Source organism: Streptomyces sp. NPDC045899 (assembly GCF_056431485.1).
Genome location: NZ_JBWKKP010000027.1, coordinates 12,607 through 24,554 on the forward strand (window position 1 = coordinate 12,607; position 11,948 = coordinate 24,554).

Consider the following 11,948-nt stretch of genomic DNA (forward strand, 5'->3'; position numbering starts at 1 on the left):
GACCAGGTCAAATGGAGAAGCGTGTGATGACGGACGGCAAGCGCCGTAGGGGGCTGGTGGCCGTGGCCACCGTGCTCGGGGGTGTGCTGACACTCGGAGCCTGCGGCGGCGGTGACGACGGGGATGACGGCAAGAACGACGGCAATGGCAAGTCGCAGTCGCAGGTCGACGAGGCGGCGGCCAAGGACGCGTCGGACGCCCACATCAAGATCACCCCGAAGACCGGTGCCACCGGCACGGGCATCAACAGCGACACCAAGGTCAAGGTCAGCGGTGGCAAGCTCACCTCCGTGAAGATGACCGCCCCGGCCACCGGGTCCACCGTGGCGGGCACCATATCGCCGGATGGGGCCACCTGGAAGCCCAACGGTCAGCTGGAGCGGTCCACCCAGTACAAGATCACTGCCTCGGCCAAGGACTCCGAGGGCCGCAAGGCCACCGAGCACTCGTCCTTCACCACCGTCTCGCCCTCCAACAGCTTCATCGGCAACTTCACGCCGGAGAACGGTGCGAAGGTGGGCGTCGGCATGCCGGTCTCCATCAACTTCGACAAGCCGGTCTCCAACAAGAAGGCCGTCGAGTCGCACATCAAGGTCACCTCCACCAGCGGTCAGCAGGTGGTCGGCCACTGGTTCAGCCCGAACCGGCTCGACCTGCGGCCCGAGGAGTACTGGAAGGCCAACTCGACCGTCACCCTGAAGCTCAACCTGGACGGTGTCGAGGCGTCGCCCGGCGTCAAGGGCGTCCAGGAGAAGACCGTCACCTTCAAGGTCGGTCACTCGCAGGTGAGCACGGTCGACGCCAAGTCCAAGACGATGAAGGTCCTGCGGGACGGCAAGCCCCTCAAGACCATCAAGATCTCGGCGGGCAGCCCCGAGAACACGACCTACAACGGTCAGATGGTGATCTCCGAGAAGTTCAAGGAGACCCGGATGAACGGTGCCACGGTCGGCTTCAAGGACGACGACGGCAAGGGCGAGTACGACATCAAGGACGTGCCGCACGCCATGCGCCTGTCCACCTCGGGCACCTTCATCCACGGCAACTACTGGGGCGCCAAGTCCATCTTCGGCAGCGTCAACACCAGCCACGGCTGTGTGGGCCTGTCGGACACCAAGGGCGCGGGCGACCCGAACACCGACGGGGCCTGGTTCTACGAGAACTCCCAGATCGGTGACGTGGTCGTGGTGAAGAACTCCGCGGACCGCACCATCCAGCCGGAGAACGGCCTCAACGGATGGAACATGGACTGGGACAAGTGGGTCGCCGGGAGCGCCACCGGCGCCTGACGCACCCTCTCCTCAGCACCGCCGGGCGGCGGTCGGCCCCGAAGGCCGGCCGCCGCCCGGCGCGTTTCATCGGTGGTGGCCCAGCCGCCGCAGATCCTTGAGCCGTACGTACACCAGCTCGCAGTGGTCCTCGTACGGCTCGCCGTCCGCGCCGATCAGACTGCGCACCGGCTGCACCGGCAGCCAGGTCAGTCCCAGCAGCCAGCGGTGGACCAGCCGCCAGAACCCCGGCCGTCGGGCGTCCTGAGCGCGTACCACCCGCATCCGCAGCAGCCATTTGCCCGCCGAGACCCGGAAGATCCAGGCGCCCAGCACCTGGTTGACGAAGGACAGTCCGAACACACAGGCCAGCCACAGGACCAGGGCGTTCGCCTCGACCTTGAGCTGGGGAAGCACCCGCAGGGCGAGGGCTGAGCCGACACCGGCGGCGAGGAGGAAATCGACCGTCGCCGCCAGCATGCGGCGCTCGTCACCGGCCGGTTCGGGGACGCGCGGGCCCGGCGGCGGGGGCCCCGGCGGTGCGTGCGGAAGGACATAGGGCGAGGACGGCGGTCCGTAGGGCGAGGACGGTGGCGGTCCATAGGGCTGTTGCGGCCCCCGTGAATCGATCATGGCTGGAATTCTGTCAAAGGGGTCCGTCCACCGTTCCTCCCGGCCGCCACGGCCGAGTGGCGGCCGGGGCGGATCGGGGGAAGGGTGGGGTGGAGCGGGTGGTCCCGTCCGGCGCCGGGCCGGCCGGACCTGCATCCGGGAGGCGGCCATGCCCGACATCACGTCCTACCAGCCCGGGACGCCGTGCTGGATCGATCTCATGGTCCCCGACCAGCAGGCCGCCCTGGACTTCTACTCCGGGCTCTTCGGCTGGTCCGGGGAGGTGGGCCCGCCGGAGAGCGGCGGCTACGCGCTGTGCGCCCTGAAGGACAAGCCGGTCGCGGGCATCATGTCGGCCCGGGCGATGGGCGAGGAACCCCCGCCGCCCACCGTGTGGACCACCTACTTCTCCTCCGACGACGCCCAGGCCACCTCGGAGGCGATCAGCCGTGCCGGAGGCACCGTGCTGCTGCCGGTGATGGACGTGATGGACCTGGGGAAGATGCTGGTGGCGGCCGACCCCACCGGGGCCGTCTTCGGCGTCTGGCAGCCGCAGGAGTTCGCCGGTGCCGGGCTGGTGAACGAGACGGGCGCGCTGATCTGGAACGAGCTCAACACCCGTGACCGGGAGGCGGCGTCCACGTTCTACGCCGAGGCGCTGGGCCTGGAGACCGCGCCCATGGAGGGCGCCGACGGCTACTACTCGCTGTCCGTCAACGGCCGTACGGTCGGCGGGCTCCAGCCGCTGCGCGAGGAGATGCCGCCCGACACCCCGTCGCACTGGATGGTCTACTTCGCGGTCGAGCAGGTGGACCGCACCGTGGCCAAGCTCTCCGCGGAGGGCGGGGAGGTGCTCCAGCCGCCGTTCGACATGGTGGCGGGCCGGATGTCGGTGGTGCGGGACCCGCAGGGCGCGGCGTTCGCCGTCATCGCCCCGCAGCCGATGGGCTAGGCCGGGCGGCGGTCAGCGCCGCTTGACGACGAAGTAGCCCGAGGACGAGCCGTAGGGCTCATAGGTGGCGCCGGGGTGCAGCTGACGGGCGTAGGCCACCACCTCGCTCATGCTGCGCTCCGGTTCCTGGACGGCGATGTAGTCCGGTTCGACCCCGTGGGTCGCCCCCACCCAGAGCACCCGGCAGCGGTCGGTGAGCCGGGCTATCGGACCCACGTTGGCCTCCACCGACGCCCCGTCCGGGATCCGGTCCAGCAGCCGCTCCACCGCGACGACCTCCGGCGGCTTGCGGTACGTGGCCTCCTTGGTGAGCTCGTACAGCGGCATCGACGACGACAGCGCCAGGGCCGCCCCGCACACCGCGGCGGGCAGCTGGCGGGAGTACGCGGCGAGCCAGGCCCGGCGGCTGTCGCGGGTCCGGTGCACGGCGTCGACCAGGGCCAGGAAGACCACCGGCATCAGCACCGCGCTGTAGTGCCAGTCGGTGCCCCAGTAGTGGTCGTCGTGGGAGAGGAAGCGCCAGCCGATCGTGGGCGCGGCCACCAGCAGCAGCGGTGAGCGCAGGGCGAGCAGTCCGGTCGTCGGCAGCAGGATCCACAGCAGGGTGCGCAGCGCGGTGCCGAAGGGGATGCTGCCGGTCTGCTCCGCGCCGCCGCCGACCTTCTCCCAGTAGTCGTACGAGCCGGTGCCGTTGAAGCCGGGGATGATGACGCCCAGGGCGATGGCCGAGGCGACGACGCCGAAGACCATCAGGGCGATGGCGTACGAGGTGATCCGCTGCTCATGGGTCCGCCAGGTGCGGATCACGATGACGGCGCCGATGGCGGCCACCGTGGCGCCCATGTCCTCCTTGACGAGCACCAGCGGCGCGGCCCACAGCATCGCCGCGTACCAGCGCTCGCGCAGTACCGCCTCCAGGCAGAAGGCCAGCAGCGGGAGGGCGAAGCAGATCTCGTGGAAGTCGAAGTCCACGGCGCGCTGGAGACCCCAGGAGGCGCCGTAGGCGATGCCGATCGCCAGTCCGCGGCCGCGGCCCAGCAGCCGGGCGGCGACCCGGGTCACGGGGACCGCGGAGAGGGCGAACAGGGCGGCCTGCGCCACCAGCAGGGTCACCGGGCCGGGGAAGACCCGGTAGACCGGGCCGAGCAGGGCCGTGACGGGGCTGAAGTGATCGCCGAGGATATTGGCGCCGGGGCCCTTGAGGTCGGCTATCGGCTCCTGGAAGTGGGCGTACGCCCGTATCGCCTGTTCGAAGATGCCCAGGTCCCAGGACATGGTGGCCATCCGCCGGTACCGGGTGACCGACAGCGTCGTGTAGAGCGCGAAGAGGACGAGGGCCAGCCAGTACGGGTCCCGCCGCGGGCCGCGCAGCTCCTTCGCCCGGGTGAGCAGCCGGGCACGGCCCGTGGCCGCGGGCGCCCCGTCCGAGGTGGTGCCGGGCGGGCGTGCTGCGGCCGTGTCCATCCAGGGTCCTTATCGTGTGGGCGGTCTGTGCGAAAAGATACGCGAAGGGGGTGAGACGGTTGCGTCGACGGTTCGGGCGATCGGGGCGGGTGACCGCGGTGGCGCTGGCCGCGCTGCTCGCCGTGGCGGGCTGCCAGCCGGGCAAGGACGGGGAGCGGGGCAGGTCGGAGGAGGGTGGCACGCCGGGGAGCGGGCGGCCGTCCGGTCCGGCGCTCTCCGCTGTGGCGTCGCTCACGGTCAAGGGGCGGGCGCCGAGGACGGGTTATGAGCGCAGCGCGTTCGGCAGTCCATGGGTGGACACCGATGACAACGGCTGTGGCACGCGGGACGACATACTCAGGCGGGACCTGGCGAAGGTGCGGTTCCGTGACGGCCACTGCCTGGTCGTCTCCGGCACGCTGGACGACGATCCGTACACCGGACGCAGCGTGCGGTTCGTCCGCGGCCACAGCAGGGTGGACATCGACCACGTGGTGGCGCTGTCCGACGCCTGGCAGAAGGGCGCGCGGGAGTGGGACCGGGAGAAGCGGGTGGCGTTCGCCAACGATCCGCTCAATCTGATCGCCGTGGACTCCGCCGCCAACCGCGGCAAGGGCGACGGGGACGCGGCGACCTGGCTGCCGCCCAACAAGGGATACCGCTGTGACTACGTGGCGCACCAGGTCGCGGTGAAGAAGAAGTACGGGGTGTGGGTGACCCGCGCGGAGAAGGACGCGATGACGCGCGTACTGGACCGGTGTCCGGACACCGGGCTGCCCGCGCGCGGCGGCCGTTAGGCGGCGCCGGGCGCGGGTGGAAGGCTCCGGTCGGCGGGCCGGGGCTTCAGCCGGCCAGTTCGTCGAGGTCGACGACGTCCCCGGTGGGGGCCTTGGCGCCCACCGGCTCGTCGAAGTCGCTGAGCAGCAGGGTGCCGGGCTGGTCACCGCCCTTGATGACGACCTTGAGGATGTAGGGCTTGCCCCGGGCCGCCACGTACATGGTGGTCGTCTCGCCGCCGCCGCGCTCGGTGAGGGTGATGGCGGGGACACCGTCCACGGTGGTGGAGCCGCCCTTGCGGGCGTCGCTGGGGCCGGTGACGAACCCGGCCGTCATCTTGCCCGCGTCGCAGGCGTCGACGAGGTCCTTGGCGTCCGGGCCGGAGGCGTCGGTCCTGGTCCAGCGGTTGCCGATCAGCTTCGCCGCGGCCCTGCCGTCCTCGCCCTGGGACTCCCAGAACGTGGCGTCGTACTTCAGATAGGCCGTGTCACCGGTCTTGATCAGTTCGACAGCGCCCTCGTCGCCCAGGTCCATCGTCCCCTTGCACTCGCCCTTGGTGTCCGAGGTCATCCGGTACTTCAGGGCGCCGCCGTCGACGACGCCGTCGAGATCCACGGTCAGCGAGGTCGCCGCCTTGGTGGCCTTGACCGCCTTGTCGAGGATCTGCGGGCCGGTCAGGTCGGCCAGCCCGCCCTTCGGGGCGGTGGTGGCCCCGCGGGAGGGCGTGTTCCCGGTGCCGTCGTCGTCGCCGCCTCCGCACGCGGTCAGGGCGAGGGCGGTGGCGGCGGTGGCGCACAGGGCGGCCAGGGTGGTGGTGGAGCGCATCAGCCCGTCTTCTTCCAGTTCTTGCAGCCGTTGGTCTTGAAATAGGCGTCCTTGGCGCCGATGGTGACGATGGCGTTCCCGGAGACGTTCTCGTTCGCGATGATCGAGTCGACTCCGTGCAGAGCGTCCTTGCTGCGCTCCCAATAGCAGCCGTCGTCCCCGCCGTTGCCGGTGGACTTGTAGGTGCCGGGGGCGATGTCGGCACCGATCCGGTACATACCGTCACCGGTCATCCCTGTCCTGGGGCTTCCGGAGGGGGTGACGGGAACGGCTTCCCAGTCCTCGCACCCCTCGGATTTGAAGATCTTGTCGCTCGCCTTGACCGTCACATAAGTGCTGCCGGTGACATTGTCGTTGGCGAGGATCGCGTCGGGCTCCCCGGAGGAGTCCTTCGCCCGCTCCCAGTAGCACATGGTGTTGCCGGTCGACCGGTAGGTGCCGGGCTTCACCTCGGCGCCGACCTCGAAGGTGCCGTCGCCGCCGAGGGCGGGTCCGGCCTTCTTCCCGTCGTCCTTGGCGCCGTCCTTGCCGTCCTTGCCGCTCTTGCCGTCGGCGGACCCTCCGCCGCCCGCCGACGCCACCGTGCCCGACTCGCTCCCGCCTTTCGTGTCATCGCCTCCGCCGCCCGCCGCGACACCGCCGACGGCGATGACGGCGACGAGCGCGCCCGTGGCGGTGAGGACCTTGTGCCGTGCGAACCAGTTCTGCCGCTGTCTGCGCTGCTGAGCCATGACCAAGGGCACCTTTCGGGCGTTGGAGGAACTCCGTGAACCGATGGGTTAATAAGAACAGAGTCTGTGAACCGAGTCAACAAGAATCATGTGGAGCGTAGAGTTCACAGCGTGAAGGGGTCTCTTCGAGATCGCCGCCGGTATGCTCGGCGCCGGAGCAGCACCACGGGACGGGAGTCAGCCAGGTGCCGGAGAACGCAGCGGAGAACGCAAGCGAGGTGACCGCGGCCGGGATCGCGCGGCTCGCCGGGGTCGGGCGCGCGGCCGTCAGCAACTGGCGCCGCCGCCATGCCGACTTCCCCAAGCCGGTCGGCGGCACCGAGACCAGCCCCACCTTCGCCCTCGGCGACATCGAGCACTGGCTGCGCGCCCAGGGCAAGCTGGCCGAGGTCCCGTTGCGCGAACGCGTCTGGCAGCTGCTGGCCGGACATCCGGCCGGCGCCCCCGCCGCGCTCTGCCAGGTCGGAGCCGTCCTGCTGCTGGTACGGGACCGGCCCGCGGTGTGGAGCAGGGTCGGCGGTGCCACCGACGACCAGCTCGCCGAACTGCTGCCGCTCGCCCTCGAACCGGCCCTGACCGCGCGGCTCGGCGAGGGCCACCCGGTGCACACCCCCGACGCGGCCGGACTGCGCGCCACCGTCCCGCTGCTGCGCGGCGCCGCCGAACTGGCCGGTGAACTCGGCCCCCGCCAGGCGTACGAGTTCCTGCTGGGCCGTCATCTGGACGCCAACCCACGGCAGTACACCCTCACCCCGGCCGCCCCCGCCGACCTGATGGCCGCCCTCGCGGGCCGGACCGACGACGGTTCCGGTACCGGCCCCCGGGCCGTGCTCGACCCCGCCTCCGGCACCGGCGAGCTGCTGCGCGCCACCGGATCCGCCGAAACGCTCCACGCCCAGGAGCAGGACCCCGACCTCGCCGCGCTCACCGCGCTGCGGCTGGCCCTGCACTCCGACGCCCAGGTGCGGGTGCGCGGCGCGGACAGTCTGCGGGCCGACGCCTTCCCCGGGCTCACCGCCGACGCCGTCGTCTGCCACCCGCCGTTCAACGAGCGCAACTGGGGCCATGACGAACTGGCCTACGACCCGCGCTGGGAGTACGGCTTCCCGGCCCGCACCGAATCCGAACTCGCCTGGGTGCAGCACGCCCTGGCCCATCTGCGCGACGGCGGCACCGCCGTCCTGCTGATGCCCCCCGCCGCCGCGTCCCGCCGCTCCGGCCGCCGGATCCGCGCCGATCTGCTGCGCCGCGGCGCGCTGCGGGCCGTCGTCGCCCTGCCCGCCGGTGCCGCGCCGCCGTACGGCATCCCGCTGCACCTGTGGGTGCTGCGCCGCCCCGGCGCCGGAGCGCCCGCCGCCCCCCGGCTGCTGCTGGTGGACGCCGCCGCGGCGGTCGCCGCCGAGACCGCGCCGCCCGAGGGCGCGGTGCCGCCCGGCTATCCGGCCCCCGCCGCCCCCGTCTCACCCGGACGCGACAAACTGCCCTGGCGGACGGTGCGGTCCACGGTGCTGGACGCCTGGTACGCCTTCGACCGCGACGGCACCGCCCCCGAGCGGCCCGGGGTGTGCCGCGCCCTGCCCGTCATCGAACTCCTCGACGACGATGTGGACCTGGCCCCCGCCCGGCACCTCCCACCGCCCACCGCGGGCGGCAGCGCCACCGAACTCACCGCCGTACGCGACCGGCTGACCGCCACCCTGGCCCGTACCGCCGAACTGACCCCGGCCGCGCCCGCCGAACCCGCCGCGCGGGAGTCCGCGGGCGGCCGCTGGCCCATGACCACCGTCGGTGAACTGGTCCGCGCCGGAGCCCTCGAACTGCGCACCGGCGGCGCGCCGGGCGGCTCCGGGGTCGCCCTCCTCACCGAACAGGACGTCCTCGCGGGCACCGGCCCCACCGGCGCGCCCACCGAGGCCGCCCCCGATGGATCCGCCGGGGAACCGGTGCTCCTGCGCTCCGGTGACGTGGTGGTCCCGCTGATCGGCGGCGGCACCGTGGCGCGGGTCGTGGACGAGGCCGCCGCCGGGGCCGCGCTCGGCCGCAACCTCTCCCTGCTGCGGCCGGACCCCGGGGCGCTCGACCCCTGGTTCCTCGCCGGGCATCTGCGCGGCGGCGCCAACCAGCGGCAGGCCAGCAGCTACGCGTCCACCGCGACCCGGCTGGATGTCCGGCGGCTGCGGCTGCCCCGGCTGCCCCTGGCCGACCAGCGGCGTTACGGTGAGCGCTACCGCACCCTGGCCTCGTTCGAGGAGACCCTGCGGCTCGCGGCCCGGCTGGGCGAGCAGCTGGTGCGCGGACTGTACGACGGTCTCGCGGACGGCACCGTACCGCCGGGGTGACCGCGCCGGACGGCGTGTGTGTGACCCGTCCGAAAGCGGAACCATACAACCCGGCTTTGACGCGCCATGTCCCCGTATACGCTCACCTTCGCGTCAACGTCCCGGTACCAGGTCCCTCAGGAGCAGCAATGCACGGCCATCTCCCCGCGCCGCCGCAGCCCCGCCCCGCCACCACCGCCCTCGCGGTCACCCAGCGGGTGGTCTTCGTCGCGGTGACCCTGCTCAGCCTGGGGATCCTGTCCTGGATCGCCATGCTGCGGCTGGCGATCCTGCGCCGCCGCCCGCTGGACTGGGCGCTGTTCTGGGCCACCTGCGTGACGGTCGTGGCCACGCTGGTGGTGTTCGGCACCGGACCCGACGACGACCCCGGCACCCTGGGGTACATCGCCCTGGCCGTGCTGTTCGCCCTCGCCACCGGGGTGCCCGTGCACTACCTGATGGCCGACATCCGCCACCACCGGCTCGTCTCCGCGGTCGCTCCCCCGCCCTGTCCGCCCCAGGGGTACGGCCCCGCGCCCTACGGTTACATCCTGCCGCAGCCCACCGGGTACCCCGAGCCCACCGCACCGCCGCACCGGCCCCAGCGCATCGAGCGGGTCCGCGCCGAACTCGACGAGCTGAGCGACTACCTCCGCAAGGAGCAGGGGCGTTGAACGGACGGGTCATCGCCGACCGCTACGAACTGGCCACCCTCCTCGGCCAGGGCGGGATGGGCCAGGTGTGGACCGCGTACGACCGCAGGCTCGACCGCCGCGTCGCCGTGAAACTGCTGCGCCCCGACCGGGTCGCGGGCTCCGGCGGGGAGGGGGACGCCGTGGACGAGCTGCGCCGCCGCTTCGTCCGCGAATGCCGGGTCACCGCCCAGGTCGACCACCGCGGTCTGGTCACCGTCCACGACGCGGGCAGCGACGGCGAGGACCTCTACCTCGTCATGAGCCATGTCGAGGGCGCCGACCTCGCCGACCACCTCGCCGAACACGACCCCTACCCCTGGCCCTGGGCGGTCTGCGTGGCCGCCCAGCTGTGCGCCGTGCTCTCCGCCGTGCACGCGGTGCCGATCGTCCACCGCGACCTCAAGCCACGGAACGTGATGGTGCGCCCGGACGGCACGGTGACCGTCCTCGACCTCGGTGTGGCCGCCGTCCTGGACACCGACACCACCCGGCTCACCCATACCGGATCGCCCATCGGCAGCCCCGCCTACATGGCCCCCGAACAGGCCATGGGCGGGGCCGTCGGCCCGTTCACCGATCTGTACGCGCTGGGCGTACTGCTCCATGAACTGCTCACCGGGGCCGTGCCGTTCGCCGGGTCCACCGCGCTCGGCGTCCTCCACCGCCATCTGCACGAGCCGCCCGTTCCGGCGCGTCAGCTCCGCCCCGGCATACCGGAGGCGCTGGAAACGCTGGTGCTGCGGCTGCTCGCCAAGGATCCGCAGGCCCGCCCCGCCGGCGCCCAGGAGGTCTACCAGGCGCTGGTGCCGCTGCTGCCCCGGCCGGACGCGGGTCCCGGCCCGGCCACCGGCCCGATGGACCCCACCCGTCCCTTCCTGCGTCCGCACGCCCCCTGGCCGGACCGCCCGGACCGGTCCGTGGCGGCCCCGCCGGTCCCGGTACCGCTGCCCCGGCCCGGCGGACCGGCCGGACCGCCGGATGTCGCCTCCGCCGTCGACGAGGTCAGACGGCTGCTCGATCTGGGCCGGATCACCCAGGCCGTGGACCTCCTCGGCGCCGTCCTGCCGGTCGCCGCCGCCGAACACGGTGAGCGGTCCACCGTCGTACGGTCGCTGCGCGCGCAGTACGCGGCGACCCTGATGGACGACGGCCAGTACCGCCGCGCCCTGCCCGAACTGCGGCGGCTGGCCGATGAGTACGCCGCCGAGTCCGGCCCGGACGCGGCCCACCGCTCGCTCCGGTCCGGCTACGAGGCCGCCCAGTGCCTGGAGCAGCTCGGCGAGGCGTCCGCCGCCCTGTACGAATACCGGCGCCTGCTGCCGTACTTCGAGCGGTACGCGGCCACCGACCCCGGTCCACCGCTGGACATCCGCCGCCGGATCGGCCATCTGCTGCTCTCCCTCGGCGACCGCCCGGCCGCGCACGACACCCTGGTCCGGCTGCTGCATGACGCCGAGCGGGTGCACGGACCGCACCATCCGCTCCCCGAGGAGATCCGCCGCACCCTGCACTGGCTCGGACAGGTGCGCTAGGTCCTGTCCTGCCGGTCTTCGCGGGCTCGACGGTTCCGGAGGGCTCGGCGCTGACCAAGACGCTTGTGAATCGTTGTCCAAGCTGTGGCCTAGGCCGCGCCGACTCCATACCATCGATCAACGCCAGATCGTCTGTCGCGCCGCACGATCTCTGCCGGGAGGCTCAATGATCCGCCGCCGTACTGCGCTCTCCGTCTCCGCCGCGTCCGCCCTGCTGCTCGCCGCCCCGCTGCTCACCGCCTGCGGTGAGGCCCCGCGCGCGGGTGCCGCCGCCGTGGTGGACGGCGACCGGATCACCGTCTCGCAGCTCCAGGCTCAGGTGAAGGACGTACGGGACGCGCAGCGGGGTTCGGCCAAGGCCGACCAGCTCCTCTCGGCCGGCGGCCGGCTGAGCCAGGACACCCTGATCCGCATGATCCAGTTCCGGGTCATCGAACGGGCCGGCCAGGACAACGGCGTCACCGTCACCCGCCGCGAGGTGCAGCGGGCCCGCGCCGCCGCCGAGCGGCAGGCGGGCGGCGGCGCCGCGCTGCGCGCCCTCTACCTGGAGCAGGGCATCGCGCCGGACACCATCGACGAGGCCGTGCGGATGGACCTCACCCGCAGCGCACTGCTCCGCAAACTGGGCACCGCCAAGGTCAACACGGTCTTCGCCGGCACCTCCAAGGCGCTCCACATCGACGTCAACCCCCGCTACGGCAAGTGGGACGACGACCAGGGCACCGCGGTGATCGCCAAGGAGGCATGGCTGCGCACCTCGGGCGGCTCCCCCGAGCAGGCGTGAGTTACGTTGCA

Annotated in this window: 11 protein-coding genes; 7 read left to right on the forward strand and 4 right to left on the reverse strand. The window is 72.3% G+C overall.

Annotated features, from left to right (window positions below):
* The first annotated feature begins 11 nt into the window (after positions 1 to 11).
* Entirely contained in the window at positions 12 to 1,289 is a 1,278-nt protein-coding gene (locus tag AC07FT_RS30225) for a L,D-transpeptidase (protein WP_471205112.1), read from the forward strand.
* Between the two features lie 66 nt (positions 1,290 to 1,355).
* On the opposite strand, the gene AC07FT_RS30230 is transcribed toward AC07FT_RS30225, so the two are convergent.
* On the reverse strand, positions 1,356 to 1,901 hold the full coding sequence (locus tag AC07FT_RS30230; RefSeq protein WP_479179139.1) for an RDD family protein: 546 nt from the start codon (positions 1,899 to 1,901) through the stop codon (positions 1,356 to 1,358).
* A gap of 148 nt (positions 1,902 to 2,049) precedes the next feature.
* On the opposite strand from AC07FT_RS30230, the gene AC07FT_RS30235 reads away from it, so the two are divergent.
* Positions 2,050 to 2,832, forward strand: a complete 783-nt coding sequence (locus AC07FT_RS30235; RefSeq protein ID WP_479179140.1) for a VOC family protein — start codon at positions 2,050 to 2,052, stop codon at positions 2,830 to 2,832.
* 12 nt (positions 2,833 to 2,844) lie between these two features.
* Here AC07FT_RS30235 and AC07FT_RS30240 read toward each other — a convergent pair whose 3' ends face one another.
* Entirely contained in the window at positions 2,845 to 4,296 is a 1,452-nt protein-coding gene (locus AC07FT_RS30240) for a DUF2079 domain-containing protein (protein WP_479179142.1), read from the reverse strand.
* A gap of 89 nt (positions 4,297 to 4,385) precedes the next feature.
* On the opposite strand from AC07FT_RS30240, the gene AC07FT_RS30245 reads away from it, so the two are divergent.
* Complete coding sequence (locus AC07FT_RS30245; protein ID WP_479179143.1) at positions 4,386 to 5,072, forward strand: HNH endonuclease family protein; 687 nt, start codon at positions 4,386 to 4,388, stop codon at positions 5,070 to 5,072.
* 46 nt (positions 5,073 to 5,118) lie between these two features.
* Here AC07FT_RS30245 and AC07FT_RS30250 read toward each other — a convergent pair whose 3' ends face one another.
* Together AC07FT_RS30250 and AC07FT_RS30255 are read right to left on the reverse strand one after the other, a co-directional pair.
* Positions 5,119 to 5,877, reverse strand: coding sequence for a LolA-like protein (locus AC07FT_RS30250; protein ID WP_479179144.1), 759 nt, complete (start codon positions 5,875 to 5,877; stop codon positions 5,119 to 5,121).
* Positions 5,877 to 6,608: a hypothetical protein gene (locus AC07FT_RS30255; protein ID WP_479179146.1), complete on the reverse strand. Its 732-nt coding sequence runs from the start codon at positions 6,606 to 6,608 to the stop codon at positions 5,877 to 5,879. The genes AC07FT_RS30250 and AC07FT_RS30255 overlap by 1 nt, the downstream gene beginning before the upstream one ends.
* Before the next feature lie 218 nt (positions 6,609 to 6,826).
* On the opposite strand from AC07FT_RS30255, the gene AC07FT_RS30260 reads away from it, so the two are divergent.
* The 4 genes from AC07FT_RS30260 (at position 6,827) to AC07FT_RS30275 (ending at position 11,937) form a co-directional block, all read left to right on the forward strand.
* Complete coding sequence (locus tag AC07FT_RS30260; protein ID WP_479179223.1) at positions 6,827 to 8,947, forward strand: N-6 DNA methylase; 2,121 nt, start codon at positions 6,827 to 6,829, stop codon at positions 8,945 to 8,947.
* Between the two features lie 128 nt (positions 8,948 to 9,075).
* Positions 9,076 to 9,600: a hypothetical protein gene (locus tag AC07FT_RS30265; protein WP_479179147.1), complete on the forward strand. Its 525-nt coding sequence runs from the start codon at positions 9,076 to 9,078 to the stop codon at positions 9,598 to 9,600.
* Entirely contained in the window at positions 9,597 to 11,153 is a 1,557-nt protein-coding gene (locus AC07FT_RS30270) for a protein kinase domain-containing protein (protein WP_479179148.1), read from the forward strand. The genes AC07FT_RS30265 and AC07FT_RS30270 overlap by 4 nt, the downstream gene beginning before the upstream one ends.
* A 166-nt stretch (positions 11,154 to 11,319) precedes the next feature.
* Positions 11,320 to 11,937 carry a SurA N-terminal domain-containing protein gene (locus AC07FT_RS30275; RefSeq protein WP_471205128.1) on the forward strand — a complete coding sequence of 206 codons (618 nt, stop codon included), beginning with the start codon at positions 11,320 to 11,322 and terminating at the stop codon, positions 11,935 to 11,937.
* Positions 11,938 to 11,948: the final 11 nt, after the last annotated feature.